This is a genomic window from Embleya sp. NPDC025285, from assembly GCF_055558835.1.
This window is the reverse complement of sequence record NZ_JBVHLU010000013.1, coordinates 26,515-50,098: the sequence shown is the minus strand read 5'-3', so window position 1 is coordinate 50,098 and position 23,584 is coordinate 26,515. Positions and strand designations below refer to the sequence as shown.

Here is a 23,584-nt window from a genome sequence, read left to right as displayed (position 1 = left end):
GGGGTAGGCGCGGTGGTCGAGTGGTCCGGCGGGGGAGACGGCCGCGTGATGTGGGTTGGTAGCGTTGGCCGTTCGGTGCCGGTCGGCGAACACGGGGGCGAGTGGTGAGCATGGTGCTCGAGCGGTTCGAGGCGAAGGCCGGTTGGCCGGTTCTCCGGGAAGGATGGGCGAGCCGCTTTTCCCCGGGGGACCTGGAACTGCTCGACACGGCGGTGGACTTCGCGGTGCGTTGGCACGCGGACCAGGTCCGGCCGGCGGGCGAGCCGTACGTCGAGCACTTGTTGGAGGTCGTGCGCGTTCTCGTGGAGGCGCTGGGCATCGTCGATGTCGACGTCCTGCGGGCGGCGGTCCTGCACGATGTGGTGGAGGACACGGCATGCTCGCCGGAGGCGGTGAGGATCGGTTTCGGCGATCGGGTCGCGGAGTTGGTCGAGTGGGTGACCAAACCGGAACCGGCCGAGGGACAGTCCCCGGCCGAGGCCCGAGAGGCCTATCTGAGCCGGTTGCAGAGCGCGCCGACGGACGCGCTCATGGTGAAACTGGCGGATCGCCTGAGCAACGTCCAGCGCCTGGATTCGCATCCCCGACCCGACAAACGGGGCTCGTACTACCGCGAGACGGCGCGGACCATCGTCCCTCTCGCCCAGGGTCACCCGTGGTTTCGCCAGTGGTACGCGAGCTGGCTCGAGACGTTCGCCCATCTGGCCGACGGCGCTCCCCACCGGTGATCCGGCTCAGGCGCTGAGGCGGCGCCGCGGGAAGGCGGGGGAGGAACCGAGGCCGTTCCGGGCCCGGTGGGAGGCGGCCACGTTCGAGGTCCTGAAGGCGTCGGCGACCAGTGGGGCACCCTCGCCCACGGGCAGGTCCGCGCGTACGCGCTGCCCGCGGTCGAGCGCGAACGCGACGACCCCCGCCGGCCGGCGTTCGCGGCCCGGCACGGCTTCGACGTCGACCGGCCGGTGCAGTGAGGTCGAGGCGCCGGCTCGGGCCGAGTTGCGGGGGCTGGTGGAAACGGCGGTGGGGCCGTACGTCGACCGCGGGGTCCTCGCCGCGACGCTCGCCGGACGCCGCGGACGCGCGCTGCCGGAGCGCCTCCCGGCGGGCGAACCCGGCCGCGGCACGACGACTGAGCCGCCGTGGACCGGGTGGCCCGAGTGCGGTTCCCGGGACGCGGTCGGTGCCGGCGTCGCGCCGGCCGGCACCGACGCGCCCGGCCACCCGGTGGCATCGGGGGAGGGACCACCGGGATGAGGTGGGCGCGGCGACGGGGGACGCCGGGCCACCACGACGGGCACAACGAGCAACCGGGCATCCAGGTGACGAGGAGACGCCCGGCGCGACCCGACCGCGTGACGCGGACCGGACACGGTGAGTCGAACGCCGCAACGCCCAGGCCCACGCCCACGCCCATGCCCGCGCGTCGACCGGCGGGTGTCCCGGCGCCCGGTTCCCGACGGCCCGTTCGGCGGGAACCGGCTCGGCCCGCCGGTACGTGCCCCGACCGGGCGGGTGGGCGAGTGCGCAGAAGGGGCGAAGGCTGTTCGACTTCGACCAGGGCGAGCAGCGCGACGGCGACGGTCGAGGCGTGGATCAGGCCCTGCCGGATCACCGGGTCGTCCTCGGTCGGGGCCTCGAATCGCCTTCTCGCCGGAGGCCCGGACGGCGCACCCCGGTCGCCGTGGTGGAGGTGGCGTCCTAGCGTGGAGGAGCCCGGGGCCCGGCCGGAGCCGGCGTCTCCTGCCCGGCTGTCGATATGGATCCCGCGTCGATGGCAGGGCTTTGTGGTCGTGGCAGGCCGCCCGGCCGCACACACATCACCGGCGCTGGTGCCGCCGGTGGGACGGAGACCGAGATGGCGCAGTCGTCGTGGAGCGAGTACCGGCCGGGGCAGCGGTTCCCGGGGGTGATCGGGCGCACGACCGACGAGTCGAGTCCGGCGTGGCCGCAGCCGGTGCGGGCGGTGGCGGGTGCGCCGAACGTGTTGTTCATCGTGTTCGACGACACGGGGTTCGGGCAACTGGGCTGCTACGGCAGTCCGATCGAGACGCCGAACCTGGACGCGCTGGCCGCGGGCGGGCTGCTGTACAACAACATGCACACCACCGCGCTGTGTTCGCCGTCGCGCTCGTGCATCATCACGGGCCGCAACCACCACGCCAACGGCATGGCGGCGATCACCGAGCTGGCCACCGGCTACCCGGGCTACGACGGGCGCATCCCGTTCGAGAACGGGTTCCTCTCCGAGATGTTGCTCCAGCACGGCTACAACACGTACATGGTCGGCAAGTGGCACCTGATGCCCTCGGAACAGGAGTCGGCGGCGGGCCCGTACGACCGGTGGCCGTTGGGGCGGGGCTTCGAGCGGTTCTACGGATTCCTGGGCGGCGACACGAGCCAGTGGCATCCGGACCTGGTGTACGACAACCACCAGGTCGAGCCGCCGGCCACGCCGGAGGAGGGCTACCACCTGACGGAGGACCTCGTCGAGCGGGCGATGTCGTTCATCGCAGACGCCAAGCAGGTCGCCCCGGACAAGCCGTTCTTCCTGAATCTGTGCACCGGCGCCACCCATGCCCCGCACCATGTGCCGGCGGAGTGGGCGGACCGTTATCGGGGACGGTTCGACGACGGCTGGGACATCTACCGCGAGCAGACCTTCGCCCGGCAGAAGGAGCTCGGTGTGGTGCCGCAGGACGCGCGGCTGTCTCCGCACGACCCGGACGTGCCCGCGTGGGAGTCGCTCACGCCGGACGCGCGGCGTCTGGCCGCGCGGATGATGGAGGTCTACGCCGGGTTCCTCGCGCACACCGACCATCACATCGGGCGGCTGCTGGACTTCCTGAAGGAGACCGGCGAGTTCGACAACACGCTGATCATGATGGTCTCCGACAACGGTGCGAGCGCCGAGGGCGGAGTGACCGGCACCACCAACGAATTGCAGTTCTTCAACAACGCGCCCGAGGCGCTGGAGGAGAGCCTGGCCCGGATCGACGAGATCGGCGCGCCGACCACGTTCAACCACTACCCGTGGGGCTGGACGTGGGCGGGCAACACCCCCTTCCGGCGGTGGAAGCGCGAGACCTACCGCGGCGGCACCAGCGACCCCTTCCTCGTCCACTGGCCCGCCGGCATCCGCGCCCGCGGCGAGATCCGCGGCCAGTTCGCGCATATCGTCGACATGGTCCCCACCGTCCTGGACGTCCTGGGGATCGAGGCGCCCGCGACCATCCGGGGCGTTACCCAGTCACCCATCCACGGCGTCAGCTTCGCCCATACCTTCGACGACGCCGACGCGGCGACCCGTCACCGCACGCAGTACTACGAGATGCTCGGGCACCGGGCGATCGACCACGACGGATGGCGGGCGGTCTGCCCCTGGCCCGGCCCCTCCTTCGCCGAGGCCGAGCGGCCCTTCGGCACCCCGATCACCGTGACGGACCTCGACGACCTCGACGCCCACCACTGGGAGCTCTACCACGTCGACGAGGACATCGCCGAGACCCGCAATCTGGCCCGGGAGCACCGCGGCAAGCTGATCGAGATGATCGCCCTGTGGTACGTGGAAGCCGGGAAGTACAACGTGATGCCGATCGACGGCAGCGCCTTCGAGCGCGTGATGACCGAGCGCCCGCAGATCACCGAGAACCGGACCGGCTACACCTTCCGCCCCGGCACCCAGGTCCTGCCCGCCGCGGTCGCCCCCCGGGTCCTGAACCGGCCGCACAGTGTCGTCGCCGACGTCGAGATCCCGCCCGGCGGCGCGGAGGGCGTCCTGCTGTGCCAGGGCGGCAACGCCGGCGGCTGGTCGCTCTACGTCAAGGACGGCCGGCTGCACTACGCCCACAACTACGTCCAGCGGGCCCTGTATCACGTGGTCTCGGGCGAGAGCGTGCCCGAAGGGCGGCACGCGTTGCGTTTCGAGTTCGAGCCCACCGGCGCCCCGGACATGGCCCACGGCAAGGGCGCGCCCGGCCGCGCCCAGCTCTACATCGACGGCCGCCTCGTCGGTGAGAGCGACATGCCGGTGACGACCCCGATCACGTTCAACCCGGGTGGCATGGCCTGTGGCGCCAACCCCGGATCGGCCGTCACCCCGGACTACCGGCCGCCGTTCCGCTTCACCGGCACCCTCCACAGCGTCACCGTCGACCTGTCCGGTGACCTGATCGTCGACGTTCCCAGCGAGATGCGCATGCACATGGCCCGCCAGTAGGCGGGCCGCCCCACGGAAAGGACCGGCCGGCGACGTCTCCCCGACGACGGCGACTCGATGACGCACGACATCGATGCCTGGTACCGGCGGATGACCCACAGTCGAGCACGCGATCGCGGCCGGGCTCGCCGCCGGTGAACCGGAGAACGTCGTCGCGCGGGAGGAGACGAACCGGCGGCGCGCGGAGTCCGCCGGCCTGTGGAAGGCGGAACGGGGCGGGAGTTGCGAGTCCGGAGCCGCGTGGGCTCGTGGCCTGAGAACCCAGGCCGGACACCTTCGAGCGCCTCGCGGTCCTGGAACCCCCGGCCAGGACCGCCGAACCGTCGCCAGGCACGGCCCGGCCGGCCGAGGACGGCAGGGCCGAAAGGATGCGCTGTTCGAGTTGGCGGACGACGCGGTGCTGCGTGCGGACGGTCCGATGAGGACGCTGGTCGGGTTGTCGCTCGCACTGGAGCACCGCAGTGGTCACGGAGTGCTCTACGACGCGGTCAATCGAGCTCTCGGATCGACACCGACCCACTGCGGGACGTGTTGGCGCGGTTGCCTCTGCCCGGGGCCGCGGACGGGCGGATCGTCCTCGCGGTCGACGCGTCGCCGTGGCTGTGGCCGGACGCACTCGGACCGCGTCACGCGCCCCGCCGACACCGCCGAGGACCTACGGCCCACAGGGCGGCCTTGACCGCCCATACTCGTGAACAGAGCCAGGCGACACCGCCGTCACCGGCCCGCCTCGCGAGAGGGTGACCCCATCGCGACCCGGAGGATCGGGGGCACGAGACCGGCAGCCGGGCCCGGATCACCCGAGAACTGCGATGGGAAACGAGCGTGAGGGAGCGTCACACCGAGCCCGTGGACGTCCATCTGATCCTGCGTCGCGACAGCGTCGACGGGACGCGGGTGCTGCTGTCGCGTCGGGCCGGGACGGTGTATGCCGCCGGCCTGTGGCATCTTCCGTCCGGCCACCTGGACGGTCCGCACGAGGACGTCGTCGGCGCCGTGATCCGCGAGGCGGAGGAGGAGACCGGCGTGGTCGTGGACCCGGCCGACGTCCGCGCCGCGGTCACGGTGCACCATCGCAGCCCCGGCGGGGGTGCCCGGGTCGGGTTCTTCTTCGAGGCGCGGCTCTGGCGCGGAACTCCGCGGGTCATGGAGCCCGCCGTGTGCGATGGGATGGCGTGGTATCGGCTCGACGCGCTGCCGACGCCGATGGTGGCCTACTGTCGGGCCGGGCTCGACGCCTATCGGGTCGGCACCCGGCTCGCCGTGCACTTCCAGCAGCCCGGCGACCCGATCGCGTACGACCCGACGGCGGATCGACTCCGTCGCGTCCCGGCCGTCGGCGACGCGGACCCGGTCCCGCCCACGGCTGTGCGAGAGTTCACCGAACGGGCGGTCGGCCGCATCGCCGAGTGGTCGGACGCATCCTGGGCCCGGGCCGACAGCCGGGTCTGGCGGGCACACGGCGCCGCGGGTGGCCTGTGGTTCGTCAAGATCCACCAGAACGAGCGTTTCCACGATCGCGAGACGAGTGCCTACCGGAGTTGGGTCCCGCGGCTGGGAGGTGCCGCGCCGCGGCTGATGGCCGCCGACGCGGATCTGCGAGCCGTTGTCGTCACCGCCGTTCCGGGCCGCTCCCTGCACGGCGCCGTCCACCCGCCCGACGTCGAGCGACGCATCTTCCGCGGCATCGGGGCACTCGCCGCCTCGATTCACCGCAGCGCGCCGGCCCGACGAGCGGACGGAGCCTGCGCCGGCCTCGAATCGTTGGAGCGACTCCTCGACGGGGTCCGCGGCCATCTCCTGCCCGGTGACGAGGACTTCGTCCGCGCCGCGGCGCGACAGGCAGCTCGGCTGCCCGGTCTCGATCTCGTCCCCGTCCACGGCGACCTGCAACCACGGAACCTGCTCTGGTCCGATGACGCCACCGTGCGTGTGATCGACTTCGAGCGCAGCGAACACGCCCCCGCCGTACGGGATTTTGTACGCCTGTCCGACGCCTGGACGGGACGCCCGGATCTGCGCGCGGCGTTCCTGACCGGGTATGGCAGGCCGCTCAGCCGGGCCGAGGAGGAACATCTGACCGCCGCGTCCGCACGCGACGCCGTCTCCGGGATCCGGTACGGCCGCGAGCACGGCGATCCGGAGCTGGTCGAGCGCGGGCGCCGCACCCTGGCCCGCCTGCGCGCCTGACCCACCGCAGCGCGGGCGAGTCGGATCGGGCGGACCGCGGGCGTCGGTCTCGAACCGAGGTAGACCCGGCTTTCGGCTGCGTCGTGGACGATCTGGACCAGGGCGAGGCGCATTCCGCCCGAGAGAGTCAGCCGGTGGTCGAAGCGCGGGCTTGCCGGTTGCCGCGCTCAGTCCGTGGTGTGCCGGTGAGGACGCGGTTGCGGGGCTACGCCGTTGTCATTGCGGGCTGTTGGCGGGCAGGGGCTCGCAGGAGGTCCCGCCAGTCGGAGGGCCAGGTGGTCAGCGCGAGCAGGCCCATGACGACCAGGTGCGCCGGCGCGGCCCAACTCTCCACCGCGGGGTCGTGGTTGACGATGTGGGTGGTGACCGCGCCGGTGAGCACGAACATCAGCGTCGTGGCACCCAGGAAGCGCGTTCGCTTGTCGGGGATCGCGAGCAGGACGGCCGCGAGGCCTTCCAGGGCGCCGACGACGAAGCGCATCCAGGAGGGGTAGCCCCAGTCGACGAACTTCGCGGAGTACGCCGAGCTGAACATCGTGTCGCCCGGCCAGTACTTGGTCACGGCGCCCAGCGCGAATTCGAGGGCGAGGAACCAGTACAGCACGGTCATCAGGCGCTTCGGCATGTGTGTTCCTTCGGTGGCGTGGGGCAGGGTCGGGTATCCGCGCGGCTCTTGTTGTGCCGGCGGAGTCTCGATGTCGGGTGTCAGCCCCGTAGGGCGGTGATGGCCTTCTCGATGCGTCGTTGGCGCGTTGCGGGCTTCTTCGCACTCTCGACGGCGCGCACGTGCTCGCGCTTGCGACTGAGTGTGAGGTTGTCGTACGCGGCGCGGGCGCGGGGGTCGTCGTCCAGGGGTCGGGCGAAGTCCGCGGGCTCGACGACGTCGCGTGGTTCGGTGTCGAGTTCGACCTCGGCCTCGACCGTGTCGCCGATCGCGACGCCGGTCGCCGGCCGGTCGCCGTGCTTCGCTCCCGTTTCGCCCACCGGGGCCGTCGCCATGCCCGGGACGGTCGCGGCACGCGCCTCGCCGTCCCGGGCGGCTGTGAACGGAGAGCGGCTACTCCGCGTAGAGCTGGTCCTTTCCCCGGGCGCTGAAACCGAGGCTCCAGATGTAGCCGTCCGGATCGGCGAAGGTACCGCCGTATCCGCCCCAGGGCAGGTCGCCGGCGGGCTTGAGGATTTTGGCGCCGGCCCTTGCGGCCTCCGCCATGATCTCGTCGATCCGCTCCCGACTGCGGACGACGTAGGTGAGTACCACCCCGCCGAAGCCGGTTCCGTCCGCGCCTGTGCCCACCTGATCCGCCAGGCCCTCGCGGCCGTAGAAGCCGACCGGCGAGGCGCCGTCCGACTCGAAGAAGACCGAGACGCCGAAGTCGTCCTTGATCTTCCAGCCGAGCCCCTCGGTATAGAACTGCTTGGCCCGGTCCATGTCCCGGACACCGAGCAGGATCGCGCTGACGTGCGCCTTCATGCCATGACTCCTTGTGCTTGAGGGGTTCCGCGTGCCGTCCGGCCGGACGGCGGCCCGGGCCCGCCGTTGCATCGGCGCGGGTTTCGCCGGTCAGTACGTATGACCGGCGCGGACATAGGAATGTGACATGGTCGAACCGGACCGGCTGAGCGCACGGTTCGCCGAGCACCAGGACCGCAGGCGGTGGCCCACCCGCGTGCTCGGCTCCCCGAGAGAGGCCGAGGACGCGACGTCTCCGATGCCGCGCGATCCCCCAAACGCGCAATGGTCGCCGCCTTCCAGCCGCCGGCCGCGCTGCGGACGGTGTCGCTAGCCGATGCGGCGTCGGGCTCGGAGGACGACGGCGACGACGGCGTCGGAGATTTCGTCGCCCACTGCCACACGGACTTCCGCGACGGTTCCGGACCGGTCGGCGCACAACCGTGTCTCGAACAGCTCGCTCTCCAATGTGACGAGAACGTCGCCGTTCACCACGGTCTGCCCGGGCGCCGGTACCTCGGTGACACGGGACGGCTGGAGGGGGGAGGACGCGGTGAACTCTTTGAGTTCCAGGTCCAGCCACACGGGTCGTGTGACCGGGCCGCCGATGCGCTCCTCGATGCGGGCGAGAGCCTGCTCGGCCATCATGGCGGTGCGGTCGTCCTCGGCGAGCCAGGCCAGCAGCGGGCCGATGGCACGCTCGTCACCCAGGTGCCCCAGCACTTCGAAGGCCGTCCAACGATCGTCCTCGTCACCCAGGCAGGCGACGATCGTGTCGGTGTGTGCGGCGGATCCGTGCTTCACCATGCCGTGGAGCGCCTGTCGGCGGGTGGAGCCCGGCGAACGCAGCCCACGCTCGAGGATCGGCAGCACGCGGGGATCGGAGAGTCCCTGGAGTGTCCACATCACGACGGGTTCGAGTGCCGGGTCGTCGGCGACCGCGTCGAACAGGGCGTCGGGAAACGCCTTCGCCAGGAGCGCCTGCAGTGTGGAGAGGCGTTCGAAGGCCTCTCTCCCCAGGGCGTCGAGGCGTTCGCGTACCTCTGCCAACGCGTCGTTCCAGGACGGTGCGGCGCGGCCGGCCCGCGTGTCCAGAAGGCGCGACAGGCTCACCGGTCCCGCGGCCACCAGGCCGTCGTAGGCCCGATCCTCACCGCACACGTATTGCACGATGAGGTGGTCGATCCCAGCGCCTTCGATGTCCATCGAGTCGTTCCTGCTCTCGTGTGCTGCTACTGCACGTGCACGGCCGGTCGGCGTGGAGGAGCCGTCGGGTTTGCCCGTCGGATGGCGGGGAGAGTCGGCGCGGTGTCGAGGGCTTGGCGGGTGGTGTGTCCGTTCCGCGCGCGGGACACCGCTCCCGCAAGGGGTTCCGGCCCTTGCGACGCCGAACAGCCCGAAGTCTTCCCGCGTGTCGTTATGTCGTGGCCTCGCGCCATGTCCGGTACTGCTCCCGAACGTACCGCAACGGCTGGTCGACATCGGCGCGGTCGTCGTGTTCGACCAGGCCTCGCGCGGCGTGCAGTGCCGACGCGAACAGCGCCGTCCCGCCCGACGTGTCGGCGAGCGCGACCCGGTCCAGGACGGCCGCCACGCGCAATAACAATTCTCGGCCGGTGGACTCGGCCAGGCCCGCCAACTCCACCGGGATCGGCGGGGCACCCTCGTACGGGTCGTCGTGCGCGATGTCGTCGGCCACCCACCCAGGGTGTCGGACGTCTGCCCGAGGTGTCCGGGGATCGGCGAATTCACCCGGTGCGAAGGCGTGTCGGCGGCGCAGCCGTGTCGGGTCGGGCGCGGACCTTGGACGCGCACGAGAGTCACGTCGGCAGATCCGAGCGTCTGCACAAAGGGCTCGCAGCCCGGCCGCCACGAGGATGTGGTGCCACACCCTCGGAATCCGCGCGTTCTGCGCGCAGTGGAACGGAGTCCGGGCACAGGGGCAGCGGGTGGGGACGGCTCGGGCACGACCGCCTACGCCGGGGGAGGCGGCGGCGCCGGGCGGACTGCCCCGACCCTAGTCAGTGTTCGGCTGCGGCGCGGTGGTGTTGCTCGCGGTTGGCGAGTACGTCGGTCATGTGTGTTTCGGCCCAGTCCTTGAGGCCGGCTATGACGCGATTCAGGGACAGACCGAGTTCGGTGAGTTCGTAGGTGACGGTGACGGGCACGGTGGGCGTGACGGTCCGGGTGACCAGGCCGTCGACTTCCAGGGAGCGCAGGGTCTGGGTGAGCATCTTCTGGCTGGCGCCCGCGAGCCGGCGGGACAGTTCGGAATAGCGCATCGTCCGGGGACCATCGCCGTGGTCGACCCCGGGGCGGTGCGGGCCGTCGCTGCCAAGGGCCGCGAGGATCAACGCGACCCATTTGTCGGAGATGCGATCGAGCAGTTGGCGGCTGGGGCAGCCCTCCATGAACGCGTTGTAGCTCGTCTTCTCCTCGGCCCGCTGCTGGGCCGCCGTCCGCGTCGACATCGATCGCTCCTTCGGTGCCCGAGGGGGCTAACGCACTTTCAAGTGCCTTCTTTTGTCACGAGGTTAACGAAACCAGCATGGAGCACGGAAACGATCACCCCACCGCGAAGGAACAAGTCATGAGTGCCGCCACTTTCCGCACCGCCGTCGTCCGCGTCCCGAACGGGCCCGACTCGATCGAGATCATCGAGGTGCCCGTCGCCGAGCCCGGCCCCGGCCGGATCCGCGTCACCATCGCCGCGGCGACGGTCAACCCCACCGACCTCGGCGTCGCGGCGGGCTTCTTCCACTCGACAGGTCTGGTCCAGCAGCCCGAACACACCGGCCTGGGCTGGGAGTTCGCCGGCACCGTGGACGCGGCCGGGCCGGGCGTCGACCTGGCCGTCGGCACCCGGGTGGCCGGCCTGGTGGTCGGCTTCGACCGCGACTACGGCACCTACGCCGAGCAGATCGTGGTCGCGGCGGCCGACGTCGCCCCCGTCCCCGACGACCTGGACCTGCCGGCCGCGGCCACGGTCCCCCTCAACGGTCTGGCCGCCGCGCAGGTCGTCGACCTGCTCGGCGACGCGCCCGCCGGGGCCGACCGGCTGCTGGTGACCGGCGCCGCGGGCGCGGTCGGCGCGAACGTCACCGTCCTCGCCCAAGAACGCGGCTGGCAGGTGACCGGGCTCGCCCGCACCGGCGACGAGGAGTTCGTCCGCGGCCTCGGTGCCGACTTCACCACGCACGCCGAGCCGGGATGGGACGCGGTCGTCGACGCCGCACAACTCAACGACCAGGCCCTCGAACTGGTCCGCGACGGCGGCGCCTACGTCGGTGTGCGGCCCGGTCTCGCACCGCCCGCCGAGCGCGGGATCGCGGTCACCACGCTGTTCACCTCGTCCGACAGCGCCCGACTCGCCGGCCTCCTCGCCCGCGCCGCCGCCGGCGAACTCCCGGCCCGTGTCCACGCCGTCGTCAACCTGGACCAGGCCGCCGACGCCCACCGGGCCACCGCCAAGGGCGGCCTGCGCGGCCGCTACATCATCCGCCCCTGACCAGCCCGGCGCCGAGCGCGCCGCCCACCGCGATCACCGGCACCCACCCGCCGGAAGCCTCGAACGCCGGGGGCCGGTCCCTGCCGCGCAACCGACCCCCGGCCCGACCCGGCCGTAGAGGATGTACAGCCCCTCGGCGACGTATGGGGTGATCCCCCACGCCGACTCGGCATGGGCGCGGTGCTCGCCCTCGGGCAGGTCCGACCGGTCGAGGGCCGGTCGAGGGCTTTGACCCATTCTGCGCTCGTCTCCTCGGTCGGGTCCCCGGACGAGGCGACCGGATGCCCCTGGCAGTGAGCTCGATGGGGCGAGGTCGCCTCACCGGCTCTTCCGTCTTTTCCCGAGTGCGGCAAAAAATCGCAGGCATCCGAGAACGGGGATCGCCCATAAGGCATACGGGCATCGAGATTGCAACCGGCAATAAACGGAACGGCGGAATGCATGATTTGCCATACGGTCGGCCGTCATGGATTCAGTCGCAGGGTCATGAGGCAGTCCTGTATGCCCTCGGTCTTGCCGATGTCGCCAAGCGCGCCACCCGGCCCGGCGGACAGCTCTAGATCATCGTCGTGTGCACCGATTCAACGCTCATTCGATACTCGGAGGAGCCGCAGCAGATCTTTATTTTCCCAGGTCAGGGCCCCATTGCCGGTCTGACTGATGCAGGGCGTGAGCGTTCGTACAGGTTGGGGCCACGGCGCCCCGAGTAAGTCAAGCCTTATTTTCGGAGAATTATGACCATATGATCTTGGCTCGAATCGAAGGAGTCCCCTGTTGTCGCAAGCGAACGACCCTGCTGTGTGTGCGGTTGCATCGGAGCGGGCTTTTGTGTCCACCTTGTACGACCTGCTCACCGAGCGGCTTTCCGAGGCGCGAGTACACCGAGCGAATGTGCTGAAAGCTCCGGCGGAAAGTGCCGATGAGGCATACGAGAGAGAGATCGCCGCCGAGCGTCTGGCCAGGGAAATCGGCCGGCTGGAGGGCGCCGAAAAGGGGCTGGTCTTCGGCCGCATCGACTGGACGGATGGCACGGCCCTGCGCATCGGGCGGATCGGCCTGCATACGGAGGACGACGAACTGCCTCTGCTCGTGGACTGGCGCGCGAACGCGGCGCGGCCCTTCTACGAGGCGACGCCGATCCACCCGATGAATCTGCGCCGCCGCCGGCACCTGCGCCTCGAGGAACGCACGGTGGTCTCGGTGAGCGACGAACTGCTCGACGGTTCCGCCCCGACCGACGAAGACGTCGTGGGTGACGGCCCGTTGGCCGAGGCCTTGTCGGCGCGGCGTACCGGCAGGATGCACGCGGCCGTCGCGACGCTGCAGGCCGAGCAGGACGAGATCGTCCGCTCCGCCCACCGCGGGGTGACAGTGGTGCAGGGCGGGCCCGGTACGGGCAAGACGGTGGTCGCCCTGCACCGGGCGGCGTATGTCCTGTACGCGTTCCCGCGCGCCGCGGAGCAAGGTGTCCTGGTGGTCGGCCCGAATGCCCGGTTCCTCGACTACATCTCCAGGGTCCTTCCCTCGCTCGGTGAGAACGACGTCGTCCTGGCGACTTGCCACGAACTGGCCGGAGTGTCCGCGGACACGGTGGACCCGTTCGATACGGCGCGTCTCAAAGGCAGTTCCGACCTCGCCGATGCTCTGGCCGGCCTGTTGCTCGTCCACCAAGCTCCCCACGGCGACTTCACCGTGCGGGTCGGACAGGAATCGGTTCACCTGTCCGGCGAGGACGTTGCCACGGCACGCGACGCCGCCGTGGCAGCCGCACCGGGGCACAACCCCGCACGCCAGGTGTTCAAAGAGCTTCTGGTCGACGCCGTCACCGACGCCATGCAACGAGACATGGGCGACCTTCTGGAGCAGATCGACGCCGATGCCGCCGCGATGACGGGCATGGACCTCGACCGGTTCACTGGTGCCGCCCAGCGCCGTGTGGAAGGTGCGGCCGACTCGGGTCCGGTCCACGAGCTGGACCTGGACGCCATCCGGGCCGATCTCCTCGACGACGCCGGCGTCGACCGAGCGGTCGAGGTGTTGTGGCCGCGGCTGGTACCCGGTGACCTCGTGAAGGCGCTCCTGACGAATGCCGATGCTCTCGCCGAGCGCCTGCCCCGATTGACCGCGGAGGAGCGGTCACTTCTGCTGCGTGGTCCGGACCACCCGTGGACCGATGCCGATGTGCCGTTGCTGGACGAGGCTGCGAGCCTGGTCGACGGCCCGCCGGAGCGGACGTACGGGTACGTCGTCGTCGACGAGGCGCAGGAGCTGACCGCCATGCAGTGGCGGATGGTCGTCCGCCGCTGCCCGGCAAGGGCGATGACTTTGGTGGGCGACTTCGCCCAGGCCGGCCCGGTCGCGACGGCACGCGACTGGAAGGAAGCACTGAGCCCGCACGTCGGACCGCGGTTCAAACTGCACAACCTGACCGTCGGCTATCGCACCACGCAGGAGATTCTGGAGAGTGTCCGAGAGTTGCTCGCGCGGATCGCTCCGGACCAGAAGCCGACACGGTCACTGCGAAGCGGTGAGAGCCCTCGCACCGTGACCACGCCTCCGGATGGGTTGGTCACCGCCGTCGCCCGGGAGCTCCGAGCCCAGAGCACCGCCTACCCGGGCGAGCTTCTGGGAGTGCTCTGCGCGGACACGAGGGTGGGCGAACTGACGGCCCAGGGTGTCGCACAACACGCACGCATCGTGCCGGCATCCGAAGCACGCGGCCTGGAATTCGACGGTGTCGTCGTCATGAACCCCGAGGAGATCATCACGGCCCGCCCCGGTGGGGAAAGGGACTTGTACGTCGCCCTGACCCGGGCCACCAAGCGCCTCTGCACCATCACCGTCCAGCCCGCCTGACGGATCAGCGCCCGCGTCGTTGCCGCGGGCACACCCGGTGCGGTACGGACACCGGCCCGCGCACGGGGCTGCACCCCGCCTCACCACTCGCGGCCGCACCCGGCATCACGCGGCCCGGTCCAGGCCGACGGCGTTCGGATCCCGGCCTCGCGATCACCGGGTCTGCGTGGTGGGGGATCAGAGCTTGAAGACGAATCGGTGGCGTTTGTGTGCGAAGCCCTGGCGGTTCGCGAACATGTCGAAGGCCATGGCCTCGAGTTCCTCGGTCTCGTACGCGGCGACCGGCTTGAAGGCGCCGTCTGCGGCAAGAGTCTTGCGTTTGCTGTCGAGGGTCTGCTCGTGTGTTGCGACTTCCGCCCGGGCCAGGTCGGCCAACCACCTGTCGAAATCGGTTTTCCTCGCGGGGCCGATGCGGTCGAGGAGGCCGATGGCGAGTGCGGTCTCGGCATCGATCGGCCTGCATTCGGTGGTGAGTCGTCGCGCCGTCGCGTCGCCGACACGCCGGGGCAGGGTGTACGTGTGAAGTTCCGAGCCGCTCAGTCCCATGGTCGCGTAGTGCGGGTTCAACACGATGCCCGGACGAGCGACGACCACGTCGGCCCCGAGAGGAAGCATCACACCGCCCGCGCCCGCGTTCGCTTCGAACGCCGCGATGAGGACCTGTTCGGTGGTGGTGAGGATGGTGCGGCAGACGGCGTTGATGGCCGTGATGTTCAGCCACGCCTCCATGGCCGGTTGATCGGCGGCCTCGATGACGTTGAGATGGATGCCGTTGGAGAAGAACTCGGGTCCGCCCCGCAGGACCAGGACCTTGGTGTCCTGGGTCGTTGCCTCGCGCAACGCCGACAGGAGTCGTCCACACTGGCGTGTGCTCATGGCGCCGTTGTAGAAGTCGAACGTGAGGTATCCGATGTCGCCCTCACGCCGGTACCGGATATCCGTGTACGGCGAGCACGTCGCTTCGGGCAGGGCCGCGATGTCCACGCCGTAGTCGCCGCGCGCCAATGTTTGTACCGCGGGAAGCTTGCAGGCACGGGCCGTCGGTTCGGTCTTGGCGCGCATGTGTCCGATCCATACGCTGGAGTCCCGGGCCGCCACGCGCACGGCTTCGTGATGCCGTGCCACGATCGTGCCCGGGAGCGCTCCGGCCACCGGGCCGTCCAAGCGCGCGTCGTACAGGTAGGCGGCCCGGGAACCGATGTTCGCGAGCACTCCCGGGAACCCGTCCGCCGCCGCGATCGATCGCACGATGTCCGGTCCCGGTGAGTCCCACCGGAACGCGCGGTCCGTTTGTGACATCGCCGGGCGCAGGCGAGCCGAAGGCACCGCCTTCGGGTACTGCTGTGCCGGCACGGGGAGGAATGCGGGATCCGCGGCTTTCTCGGCGACCTCGAGAACGCATTCGACGGCCGCATCGGCGACGGGCCAGTTGTAGACGGCCGACTTGCGTGCCGGAGGTTCACTCATCGGGAACGTGCGCGTCGCCCAGATGGGTCCCGCGTCCATTTCCTCCACGGCCGACAGGGCCGTCACGCCCCAGAGCGGCTCACCGTCGGCAATGGCCCAGTCCAACGAGGAAGGTCCGCGATCGCCGACCGGGCCCGGATGAATGACGACCGTGGGCCAGGTTTTCCAGACGGACGACGGGATGCGCGTCTTCAGGAACGGGCAGATGACGACTTCGAAATCCGCCGGGGCGACTGCCCGCAGAATATCCGACCCCTCGGCGACCACGGCGAGTCGCACCTGGTGGCCGGCCGCCCGAAGAGCCAGGTCGGCACGCTGGGTCAGGCCATTGTTGCCACTGGCAAGGAGAAGGATGCGTCGCACGGCGTTTCCGTTCCATTTGTCGGATCGTCGGATCCGAACATTCGTAGAGGCCATGCGCCTGCGATTGCGAACGTTCATCGCGAACATGTCGGTGTAATGCATCTCGCTGACGGCGACCCCCGTGAGTAGGGAGGCACCTGCTGCGATTGCCGCAGGTCCCTTCACGGTTAACGCGAACCACAGGGCCGTGGTCGCGGCCACCATGGCGATCTCGATCAAAAGGACGACGACCCCCGGGTTTTACTCGTCGGCCGGGTCGGCCGGGTCGGACACGCCGGCGCCGAGGGGCGTGGAGAGGATGCCCGGCTCATCGAGCCGCCGTCCGTTCCGACCGGACAGGTGTCGGGTCCGCCGTGGCGAGAGGGCAGGGACCCCCACCCGCACGATCGATCACGACGTGTCCGTACGGAGCCGTATGGCGTGTCGGTGCCGTGATCGGTACCCCGTCCGGCGATACTGACCGGTCCGGCACGGAGCGCGGACTCCGCAGGTCGGGTCGGTGCGGCGGACGGGGGTCGGATGAACGTCGGCGACAAGGTGAGGGCGGCCAAGGATCTCGACGGGTGGGCGCAGGCGTCCGTGCCCAAGGACTCGGTCGGGTTCGTCACCCACACCGCGTTCGGGCGCCTGGACGTGACGTTCACCGTCGCGGGCGTGTTCGGTGGCACTCGGGAGGTGCGGGTGACCGTGGACCCGGAGCAGATCGCACCGACCGTGTGACCGTCCTCCCGGGTTCGTCCCCGACGCGGTTCCGAAGAACGACGCCTCCGCCGCTCGGCCGATACTCGGCCGGGGGAGCGGCTGGGGCGCCGCATCCGGGGGCGGCGTCCGGTCGTTGACCGGATCGTGAGAGGCCCGCACACACGACCCGATGGGTATCCGACTTCCGGCGCCGTACGGCACGGGGAGTCGGTGAGTTCCGTGCCCGAAGTGGCCGCCCGTGGAGCGGGTACCGCGGGGCGATCGTCACCGTGTGATGGCCTGGCAGAAGGAACACCGCCTTGCCAGCCCGTATCCGCTGCGTAACAACGGCACCCTTGCTGCGGGAACTGATCGCCGCACCCCACCCCGACCACGCGCCGCTGCCGTCCGCGGCCTCGAAGGCGCCCGGCCGCCGCGAGATGCGCGCGGTGCCGTACGGCAAGCTCGAGGGCAGCCGTCCGCTGGAACTCGACCTGTGGCTGCCCGAGACCGACCGGTCCGAGCCGCTTCCGCTGGTGCTGTTCGTCCACGGCGGTGCCTGGCGCCGGGGGCGGCGCGACGACATGGGGTTCCGTACCCGCCGCTGGAATCCCGGGCCCTTCGCGCGCCTGGCGAAAGCGGGCTTCGCCGTCGCGTGCGCCGACTATCGGCTCAGCGGCGAGGCCACGTTTCCCGCCCCGCTCGACGACTTGGGCACCGCACTGCGCTGGCTCACCCTGCGCTCTGCGGAACTCGGCATCGACACCCGGCGGACCGTTGTATGGGGAGAGTCCGCCGGTGGCCACCTCGCCTCGCTCCTGGCCCTGACCCACACCGACCCGCGGCCCGCCGGTGCCGTGGTCTGGTACGCGCCCAGCGACCTGACCACCGCGCGGGGCCGCTTCACGCCCGAGGACGCCACCACCCCCGAGGCACTCCTGCTCGGCGCGGCTCCGGCGGCCGTCCCGGAGCGCGCCCACGCCGCCGGTCCGCTCGCGCACGTGCACCCCGGCGCGCCGCCGTTCCTCCTCGTCCACGGCGACGCGGACACCCTGGTCGCGTGCTCGCACAGCGAATCCCTGGCCTCGGCACTGGATCAGGTCGGGGCCCCCGTCGACTTGTGGACGGTGCCCGGCGCGGACCACGGCTGGCACGGACTGCCGGACGCCGCAGTGGCGGAGATCTTCGCCCGGTCCCTGGCCTTCGCGCGTCGCGTCACCACCCACTGCTAGGCCCTGTCCGGCGGATCTTGGTGGATCGGGCCGCGTCGTGAGCGCAGCGAGGAGCCCGAAGGGCGGATGCCGTGCATCGGCGTGCCGGAGAAGCAGCCGCATGGTGGTTCTCTTCGGCTGTTTCTCCGGTGCGGCGAGGCGCGGTGCCGGGCGGCGCGGACCCCCCAGGATCCGGCGGACAGGGCCTGGGTTCCGCTTCGGGCGGCCGTCATGGTCGTCGCCCGCGCCCGCGCCCGTCGGACCCTGACCCGGAACGCACCCGCACCGTCCAGCGGCTGCGGTCGACGCCGCGCGAGTACCTTCCCGCCGAATCGCGGTCCGCGCGGGCGGTCAGGCCGCGTCGGTGCGGCGCAGGGATGTGGGCAGGAAACCGCCGCCGTCGACCTCGAACGCGTAGCCCCGGGTGAAGTAGGGGACGTTGCTGTCGATGAAGGTGATCACATCGATTCGCTTCATCAACTCCTCCTCCGCCGCGGTCCATTCGGCGCAGCCCGCGGTGTCCGGCTTGGCCATCGCGAGCGCGGTCAGGCGCTCGTACTCCGGGTTCCGCACGGAACCGAAGTTGAGGCCCTCGGGCGGCTTGGTCCCGGAGTAGAACGGAAGCATCTGGTCGGGCGTGCTCAGTGACAGCGGCGCCCACGCCACGTCCCACTGGCCGGTCATCAGCGTGGACACCTTCGTTGCCGGCGTGGTCGGCTGCAGGGTCACCCTCACGCCGAACGACTTCCACTGCTTGACCGCCAGCTCGGCCGCCGCGACGACCTGGGTGCCGGACAGGCCCGGGTAGGGCACGGTGATGGACAGTTGCCGCCCGTCCTTGGTCCAGTACCCACCGGACTTCTTCCACCCGGCGGTGCTCAGCAACTCGGCGGCGCGGTCCACGTCGTGCGTCGGCAGGTTGGCGGTGACCGAGTCGGTCGGACAGGGAGGGGACATCGCGGTGCCCAGTCGGGTCGGCCGCACTCCCTTGCCGCCGGTGGCGACCGCGCCGAGTTGCCGGAGGTCGATCGCGGTGACCAGCGCCCGACGCACCTGCGGATCGGCGGTGACCCGGTTCGGGTCCTCGTTGAACAACAACTGGCCGAGCGGGTCCTGCATGGCCGTGGACTTGATCCCGGCCGCGGCCAGCCGGGATCGATCGGGGCCGACCACCGTCGTGACGTCCAACTGGCCGCCCAGGAGCAGATTGGTCCGGGTGGACTCGTTGCCGATCACCTTGAAGACCACCCGGTCCGGGGTGCGGGCGTTGTCCACGCCGTCCGGACCCCAGGTGTAGCCCTGCCGCTTGGTGAAGGTGAAGTGGTCGCCCGGTACCGCCTCGGTCAACCGGTAGGGCCCGGTGCCGTCCGAGGCGTGGTCCAGCCTGCCCTGCGCGCGCATGCCGGAGGGGCACACCAGTTGCAGCGTCGCGGCATTGCGCAGCAGGAAGGGAGTGGGCTCCGGCGTCTTGAACGTCAAGGTGCCGGCGGCGTCGTCGGCGGAGACGGTGAGACCGGTGGGCACGATCATGCCGAGCATGGGCGACGCGTTGGCCGGCTCGGCGATGTAGGCGTACTGCGCCGCGATCGCGGAGGCGGTCAACGGCGTACCGTCGTCGCATGTGACGCCGCGCTTGAGGGTGAAGCTCGCGGTGGTCGCGTCGGTCGTCCACTTCTCGGCGACACCGGAGACGATGCGCCCGTCGGGCTGGATGTTGAGCAGCCCGTCGTAGGAGAAGCGGTTCAGCATGAACGCGCTCGCGTTCAGCGCGGTGAGTGGATTCAGGCCACCGGGATCGGCGATGACCCCGACGGTCAGCGTGTCGCCGTCGCCGCCGGCGCCACCCCCACCGCTCCCACCGCATCCGGCGGCGAGCAGACCCAGGACGAGGGTCCCCACGACCCCACGCGAGACGCGTCTCATCGCGCGCCTCCCGAGAAATGCCCGGCGACCGCGAAGCACTCGGCGACCGGGGAACGCCCGGCCACGGCGTGCCCGCCGTCGCGCACCGCACCCGACTCGGCGCCCGGTGCCCATCGGCGGTCTGCGGGCGTCGTACCCGGCAATTCGGATCGTCTCGTCACGGGAAACCTCCTCGGAGCGCGGCCTGCGCCGCTGCGGACGATCACGGTAGGCAGTGGCCGGAAACCGGGGGATCGTCGCCACGCACGAAGAACGACCAGCGATCCTGTGCGAATCACCGACGCCGAGCCCGGCCGCCTCCGGGATTCTCGGATGCCACGCCACGGAGCATCTGCGGTATCGACACTTCCAGTTGGAGTCCCGTTCCACGTACGCGCCCAGGTCGTCGCCCCGTCGATGGCCGCGTCGGCGGGCGGGTGTTCGCCCGACTACGCGGCTCCGGTCAGGATCCGGTCCAGGCGGGCGATCGAGGCGGGCGACTCGCGATACAGCCCGGCGATGTCCAACCCCTCGTCGCCGACAACCGCCAGCAGCGCGTGGTTGCCGATCGCCAGGATCACCACGTGTCCGCCGTTGCAGCGGGCCACCACGTCGCGCAGGCCGCCCAGACCCGCCTCCCCCGCGGTCCGGCTGCCCAGCGCGAGCGCGGCCGCGGCGAGGGCGGCGAGCGATTCCCCGTGCACCGCGACGGTGTCGCCGGCAACGAGCAGCCCGTCGCCGGTGGAGACCACGCTCTCGGTGATACCCATGACGCGTTCGCGGAGCGTCTTGAGTTCGAGGACCACGGCGTCGTTGGGTGCCTGGTTGTTCATGGCGCGATTTCTCCTTGGTGCGGGTGGTCTCGAAGGTCGTGCTCGACGTGTGGCGGAGCGGATGGCGGGGTGTCGCCCGAGGGGTCGGCGGGACGGGGGGCGATGTCCGCCGGTGGGGTCGGGTTCCGGCTGGCGCTGCCGGGTGCCTCGGCCGGCGGGGCACCGGGCACCGAATCGGGCAGGTGCGTACCGGGGTTGCGCCGGGGCAGCGGCGCCGCCGGGGGCGGGGCGCTCGCGCCGGTCGTGAAGTCGCGCGGGGCGACGATGGGCATCGGTACGGCGTCGGTTGGCGCATCGCGGTGCACGAGTCGTCGAGCGCTCATCCGGGCGAGGTCGAGCATCACCGGATACACGCCGCGGCCGAGCGCGAACGCCAGATCGCGCGGAGCCCGGCGGCCGTTGGCGCCGAGCAGGATCTCCCGATAGCGCACCGGCAACGTGCCGACGGCCGGCTGGGCCGCGGGTTTGATCCGGGTCGCGGCGAACTCCACCAGCGGACCCCAGAGTTGCGACAACACCAGCATCCGGCGCGCGGTCTCGTCGGTGAGCCGCCGCGGCTCCACCCCGGGCTCGGCGATCAGGTCGGGTGCGCGTACGGATTCGTTCACCTGCCAACCGGCGGAGGTACCCAGGGACATCGCGAAGGCGCCATCGAAGACCGTGGCCAGACACAGCGCGCTCAGTTCCGAGGCGCGGACGAGGCCGAGCGCCACCAGTGTGTCCGCGAGCGGGCCGTCGGTGCGACTCGCCTCGCCGGCCGCGATCCAGTCCGGCTCGGCGATCCGCCGCGAGCGCAACAGCAGCACGTCCGGCGCGGGGGAGGCCGGAGTTCGGACCGCGACGACCAGTCCCTCCCGCAGGTGCAGGGTGCCGCCGGGGGTGCCCGACACCACGACCGCTCCGGTGAACCGCTCGCGGTGCAGCGTCATCAGCAGGGCCGGGACGTTGCGCGGACCGTTCGCCACGGCGGGGCTGTTCATGCCAGTACGTTCCTCGCGTGCTCGGCGGTCGCCCGAACCGCCAGGGCCAGATTGGTCTCGGCTCGATCCACCACGGTCGCCAGCAGGAAGTCGTCGCCCCGGCGCGGCAGTACCTGGGTGATCTGGTGGTATCGCCGGCTGTTCACGACCACGCTCTCCACCTCTCCGGCGGCGCCCGCCTCGGTCAACCGGTCGGTGACCAGGTTCGTCAGGTCGGCGAGTTCGGTGCCGTTGCCCAGGGCGCGACAATCACCGACCTCGGCGTAGACGAGACCGGTGACCGCGTCGATCAGGGCCGCGCCGATTACTCCGGGATAGTCGAGAACTCCGGAGAGCGATGCCTCCAGGGGGTGCGACTGTCCCCCTTCACTTTGTGACAGCATGCAGAGTACTTTATGGCAGATCTCTGCAATAGGGAACGAAGGCTGACGTTTGGTAGTCGCCTTGGTTCCGTGCGTAGGAATCTCCGAGGAAAGCCAGGAAAAGGAATCGCGATGAACATTGAGGCCGCGCTCAAGGAAGCGATGACCATCGACGGTGCCATCGGTGTCGCCCTCGTCGACTACGACAGCGGGATGACGCTCGGCACGCTGGGCGGCGACAAGGACTTCGATCTGGAGGTCGCTGCCGCCGGGAACACCGAGGTGGTCAAGGCCAAGGCGCGGACGCTGACGTCCTTGGGGCTCGACGACATGGTCGAGGACATCCTGATCACCCTCGGCACCCAATACCACCTTCTGCGCCCGCTGACCCGAGCGCACGGCTCGCTTTTCCTCTACCTCGCGCTGGTCCGTTCGCGGAGCAATCTGGCATTGGCCCGCCACACGCTCAAGCGCATCGAAGCGGTTCTGGAGGTGTAGGGTAATATCGGCCGCCGGGATCATTGCAATCGGGCCGGCACGCCGCTTTCCCGTCCCCTTTTTCCGCGCGGGAAAGGGGACGATCACCGCGCCCGAATTATTCCCGAATTCTCCCTGATGTATCCGAAATCCGGGATATGCCGACCGGCGGTGGCAATATATCGGCGACGCCGCCTCGACACGGCGCCGTTCGTCACGGTGACGATCATGTTCGCGGAAGCCCCGCGCCGGGGTCGGGGTCGCTGTCGGCGCGGATCTCGGCGGCGCCCGCGAACGCCGCCGCGCGCAGTTCCGGGGCCGGTTCGCGGGTGATGATCCCGTCGGCGAGGCAAACCCCCATCGAAGACGCGTAGTTGCGACAGCCGCCGATGACGCCCCGCGCGCGTCTCGTCCGACTCGAGGTCGGCGGGATCACCCGGGGGAGCCTTTGCGTTCCGAGCGCGTCTATGGCCCCGAGTCGTGAACGGTCGCGACCTCGGTTGGTATGCAACCACCGGGTTCTCCGCCAGGCACGAATGCGATCGTGGGCGCCAATACCGGTGCGGCGCGGGCGAGTTCGGCCGATCCAGAGGTCCGGAACCGACAACCTCGCGACATCATGAGTCTCGCGCCGTCCCCTGAGTTCGGGCCTCGGCACCAGCCTTTTCGAGTCGGTGCGTGGAGGCCGGCCGGGGATTGTTCCTGGTCGCCGAGTGCGCGGAGCGATGGGGCACGCGGGGCGTCCCCGGGGGCGAGATCGTCTGGATCGAACAGGCCCTCCCGGAGGCCGAGTTCGCGGTGTGAGCGTAAACGGGCCCAGGGCGGGCTCGGATCACGCGCGCCGGGGGCGATTGCCGGTGGCCGGCTCGCCGGACAGGTTTCGAGCACGTCGGCCGGGCCGCGGTGGCGGGCGAACTCCGACCCCAGGGTTCAGGGCGCCTTCCTCGGCCATGGCCGCGCTGCCGTCGCGCCGCGCCGCGACTCTTCGTGCGAAGCCACGCGACAGGGGACATGTCGCCGACGCCGCGGTTGCCGGGCGTCACCGGTGGCTCGGACCGGGCTGCCCTTCGCCGGCCCAAGGCCGCCGCCGC

23 protein-coding genes are annotated in these 23,584 nt (G+C 70.7%); 10 read left to right on the top strand and 13 right to left on the bottom strand.

Annotated features, from left to right (window positions below; all coding sequences use genetic code 11):
- Positions 1-110: 110 nt before the first annotated feature.
- The 4 genes from ACZ4FV_RS11160 (at position 111) to ACZ4FV_RS11145 (ending at position 6,403) form a co-directional block, all read left to right on the top strand.
- Entirely contained in the window at positions 111-728 is a 618-nt protein-coding gene (locus tag ACZ4FV_RS11160; RefSeq protein WP_402235722.1) for an HD domain-containing protein, read from the top strand.
- A 66-nt stretch (positions 729-794) separates the two neighbouring features.
- Positions 795-968: a hypothetical protein gene (locus tag ACZ4FV_RS11155; RefSeq protein WP_402235505.1), complete on the top strand. Its 174-nt coding sequence runs from the start codon at positions 795-797 to the stop codon at positions 966-968.
- An 884-nt stretch (positions 969-1,852) separates the two neighbouring features.
- Positions 1,853-4,213, top strand: a complete 2,361-nt coding sequence (locus tag ACZ4FV_RS11150; RefSeq protein ID WP_465322511.1) for a sulfatase-like hydrolase/transferase — start codon at positions 1,853-1,855, stop codon at positions 4,211-4,213.
- Positions 4,214-5,038: 825 nt separating this feature from the next.
- The gene (locus tag ACZ4FV_RS11145) at positions 5,039-6,403 is read left to right on the top strand and encodes a phosphotransferase (protein ID WP_402235516.1); all 1,365 of its coding nucleotides are present in this window, start codon (positions 5,039-5,041) and stop codon (positions 6,401-6,403) included.
- Between the two features lie 205 nt (positions 6,404-6,608).
- On the opposite strand, the gene ACZ4FV_RS11140 is transcribed toward ACZ4FV_RS11145, so the two are convergent.
- The 6 genes from ACZ4FV_RS11140 to ACZ4FV_RS11115 all read right to left on the bottom strand — a co-directional run bounded on the left by ACZ4FV_RS11140 (position 6,609) and on the right by ACZ4FV_RS11115 (position 10,324).
- Positions 6,609-7,028 (bottom strand): DoxX family protein, encoded by a 420-nt coding sequence (locus ACZ4FV_RS11140; RefSeq protein ID WP_402235519.1) that lies wholly within the window; start codon positions 7,026-7,028, stop codon positions 6,609-6,611.
- Between the two features lie 80 nt (positions 7,029-7,108).
- Entirely contained in the window at positions 7,109-7,402 is a 294-nt protein-coding gene (locus tag ACZ4FV_RS11135; protein WP_465322510.1) for a YdeI/OmpD-associated family protein, read from the bottom strand.
- 58 nt (positions 7,403-7,460) lie between these two features.
- Complete coding sequence (locus ACZ4FV_RS11130; RefSeq protein ID WP_465322509.1) at positions 7,461-7,874, bottom strand: VOC family protein; 414 nt, start codon at positions 7,872-7,874, stop codon at positions 7,461-7,463.
- 309 nt (positions 7,875-8,183) lie between these two features.
- The gene (locus ACZ4FV_RS11125; protein ID WP_402235525.1) at positions 8,184-9,059 is read right to left on the bottom strand and encodes a HEAT repeat domain-containing protein; all 876 of its coding nucleotides are present in this window, start codon (positions 9,057-9,059) and stop codon (positions 8,184-8,186) included.
- Between the two features lie 211 nt (positions 9,060-9,270).
- Entirely contained in the window at positions 9,271-9,552 is a 282-nt protein-coding gene (locus tag ACZ4FV_RS11120; protein WP_395868671.1) for a hypothetical protein, read from the bottom strand.
- Between the two features lie 322 nt (positions 9,553-9,874).
- A complete protein-coding gene (locus ACZ4FV_RS11115) occupies positions 9,875-10,324 on the bottom strand; it encodes a winged helix-turn-helix transcriptional regulator (RefSeq protein WP_395868669.1) in 450 nt (149 codons plus the stop codon).
- Between the two features lie 119 nt (positions 10,325-10,443).
- Here ACZ4FV_RS11115 and ACZ4FV_RS11110 point away from each other — a divergent pair, with 119 nt between their 5' ends.
- Positions 10,444-11,361, top strand: coding sequence for an alcohol dehydrogenase catalytic domain-containing protein (locus ACZ4FV_RS11110; protein WP_402235529.1), 918 nt, complete (start codon positions 10,444-10,446; stop codon positions 11,359-11,361).
- A gap of 828 nt (positions 11,362-12,189) precedes the next feature.
- Positions 12,190-14,217 carry a HelD family protein gene (locus tag ACZ4FV_RS11105; protein WP_465322508.1) on the top strand — a complete coding sequence of 676 codons (2,028 nt, stop codon included), beginning with the start codon at positions 12,190-12,192 and terminating at the stop codon, positions 14,215-14,217.
- A gap of 177 nt (positions 14,218-14,394) precedes the next feature.
- On the opposite strand, the gene ACZ4FV_RS11100 is transcribed toward ACZ4FV_RS11105, so the two are convergent.
- Positions 14,395-16,266 (bottom strand): enoyl-CoA hydratase-related protein, encoded by a 1,872-nt coding sequence (locus ACZ4FV_RS11100; protein ID WP_465322507.1) that lies wholly within the window; start codon positions 16,264-16,266, stop codon positions 14,395-14,397.
- A 300-nt stretch (positions 16,267-16,566) separates the two neighbouring features.
- Here ACZ4FV_RS11100 and ACZ4FV_RS11095 point away from each other — a divergent pair, with 300 nt between their 5' ends.
- Together ACZ4FV_RS11095 and ACZ4FV_RS11090 are read left to right on the top strand one after the other, a co-directional pair.
- Positions 16,567-16,767, top strand: coding sequence for a hypothetical protein (locus ACZ4FV_RS11095; RefSeq protein ID WP_395868661.1), 201 nt, complete (start codon positions 16,567-16,569; stop codon positions 16,765-16,767).
- A gap of 281 nt (positions 16,768-17,048) precedes the next feature.
- Entirely contained in the window at positions 17,049-17,960 is a 912-nt protein-coding gene (locus ACZ4FV_RS11090; RefSeq protein ID WP_465322506.1) for an alpha/beta hydrolase fold domain-containing protein, read from the top strand.
- Positions 17,961-18,290: 330 nt separating this feature from the next.
- Here ACZ4FV_RS11090 and ACZ4FV_RS11085 read toward each other — a convergent pair whose 3' ends face one another.
- The 5 genes from ACZ4FV_RS11085 to ACZ4FV_RS11065 all read right to left on the bottom strand — a co-directional run bounded on the left by ACZ4FV_RS11085 (position 18,291) and on the right by ACZ4FV_RS11065 (position 22,037).
- The gene (locus ACZ4FV_RS11085; RefSeq protein WP_395868657.1) at positions 18,291-19,838 is read right to left on the bottom strand and encodes an ABC transporter substrate-binding protein; all 1,548 of its coding nucleotides are present in this window, start codon (positions 19,836-19,838) and stop codon (positions 18,291-18,293) included.
- 20 nt (positions 19,839-19,858) lie between these two features.
- Positions 19,859-20,023, bottom strand: coding sequence for a hypothetical protein (locus ACZ4FV_RS11080; RefSeq protein ID WP_465322505.1), 165 nt, complete (start codon positions 20,021-20,023; stop codon positions 19,859-19,861).
- A gap of 267 nt (positions 20,024-20,290) precedes the next feature.
- Positions 20,291-20,674, bottom strand: a complete 384-nt coding sequence (locus tag ACZ4FV_RS11075) for a roadblock/LC7 domain-containing protein (protein ID WP_465322504.1) — start codon at positions 20,672-20,674, stop codon at positions 20,291-20,293.
- Positions 20,671-21,654, bottom strand: a complete 984-nt coding sequence (locus ACZ4FV_RS11070) for a hypothetical protein (RefSeq protein ID WP_465322503.1) — start codon at positions 21,652-21,654, stop codon at positions 20,671-20,673. Before ACZ4FV_RS11070 ends, ACZ4FV_RS11075 begins: the two co-directional genes overlap by 4 nt.
- On the bottom strand, positions 21,651-22,037 hold the full coding sequence (locus ACZ4FV_RS11065) for a hypothetical protein (protein ID WP_465322502.1): 387 nt from the start codon (positions 22,035-22,037) through the stop codon (positions 21,651-21,653). The genes ACZ4FV_RS11070 and ACZ4FV_RS11065 overlap by 4 nt, the downstream gene beginning before the upstream one ends.
- A gap of 111 nt (positions 22,038-22,148) precedes the next feature.
- Between ACZ4FV_RS11065 and ACZ4FV_RS11060 the strand changes: the two genes are divergently transcribed.
- The gene (locus tag ACZ4FV_RS11060) at positions 22,149-22,514 is read left to right on the top strand and encodes a hypothetical protein (protein ID WP_465322500.1); all 366 of its coding nucleotides are present in this window, start codon (positions 22,149-22,151) and stop codon (positions 22,512-22,514) included.
- Between the two features lie 205 nt (positions 22,515-22,719).
- Here the strand turns inward: ACZ4FV_RS11060 and ACZ4FV_RS11055 are convergent, their stop codons facing one another.
- Complete coding sequence (locus tag ACZ4FV_RS11055; RefSeq protein WP_402235539.1) at positions 22,720-22,854, bottom strand: hypothetical protein; 135 nt, start codon at positions 22,852-22,854, stop codon at positions 22,720-22,722.
- 317 nt (positions 22,855-23,171) lie between these two features.
- Here ACZ4FV_RS11055 and ACZ4FV_RS11050 point away from each other — a divergent pair, with 317 nt between their 5' ends.
- On the top strand, positions 23,172-23,297 hold the full coding sequence (locus tag ACZ4FV_RS11050) for an ATP-binding protein (RefSeq protein WP_395868651.1): 126 nt from the start codon (positions 23,172-23,174) through the stop codon (positions 23,295-23,297).
- The last annotated feature ends 287 nt before the right edge of the window (positions 23,298-23,584 follow it).

What these genes read in the sequence shown, in the direction of transcription:
- ACZ4FV_RS11075 (WP_465322504.1), bottom strand. Translation starts at nt 20,674, where the DNA reads ATGAACAACCAGGCACCCAACGACGCCGTGGTCCTCGAACTCAAGACG.
- ACZ4FV_RS11115 (WP_395868669.1), bottom strand. Translation starts at nt 10,324, where the DNA reads ATGTCGACGCGGACGGCGGCCCAGCAGCGGGCCGAGGAGAAGACGAGC.
- ACZ4FV_RS11125 (WP_402235525.1), bottom strand. Translation starts at nt 9,059, where the DNA reads ATGGACATCGAAGGCGCTGGGATCGACCACCTCATCGTGCAATACGTG.
- ACZ4FV_RS11135 (WP_465322510.1), bottom strand. Translation starts at nt 7,402, where the DNA reads ATGGCGACGGCCCCGGTGGGCGAAACGGGAGCGAAGCACGGCGACCGG.
- ACZ4FV_RS11160 (WP_402235722.1), top strand. Translation starts at nt 111, where the DNA reads ATGGTGCTCGAGCGGTTCGAGGCGAAGGCCGGTTGGCCGGTTCTCCGG.
- ACZ4FV_RS11110 (WP_402235529.1), top strand. Translation starts at nt 10,444, where the DNA reads ATGAGTGCCGCCACTTTCCGCACCGCCGTCGTCCGCGTCCCGAACGGG.
- ACZ4FV_RS11095 (WP_395868661.1), top strand. Translation starts at nt 16,567, where the DNA reads ATGAACGTCGGCGACAAGGTGAGGGCGGCCAAGGATCTCGACGGGTGG.
- ACZ4FV_RS11070 (WP_465322503.1), bottom strand. Translation starts at nt 21,654, where the DNA reads ATGAACAGCCCCGCCGTGGCGAACGGTCCGCGCAACGTCCCGGCCCTG.
- ACZ4FV_RS11150 (WP_465322511.1), top strand. Translation starts at nt 1,853, where the DNA reads ATGGCGCAGTCGTCGTGGAGCGAGTACCGGCCGGGGCAGCGGTTCCCG.
- ACZ4FV_RS11140 (WP_402235519.1), bottom strand. Translation starts at nt 7,028, where the DNA reads ATGCCGAAGCGCCTGATGACCGTGCTGTACTGGTTCCTCGCCCTCGAA.
- ACZ4FV_RS11130 (WP_465322509.1), bottom strand. Translation starts at nt 7,874, where the DNA reads ATGAAGGCGCACGTCAGCGCGATCCTGCTCGGTGTCCGGGACATGGAC.
- ACZ4FV_RS11065 (WP_465322502.1), bottom strand. Translation starts at nt 22,037, where the DNA reads ATGCTGTCACAAAGTGAAGGGGGACAGTCGCACCCCCTGGAGGCATCG.
- ACZ4FV_RS11055 (WP_402235539.1), bottom strand. Translation starts at nt 22,854, where the DNA reads ATGGGGGTTTGCCTCGCCGACGGGATCATCACCCGCGAACCGGCCCCG.
- ACZ4FV_RS11060 (WP_465322500.1), top strand. Translation starts at nt 22,149, where the DNA reads ATGAACATTGAGGCCGCGCTCAAGGAAGCGATGACCATCGACGGTGCC.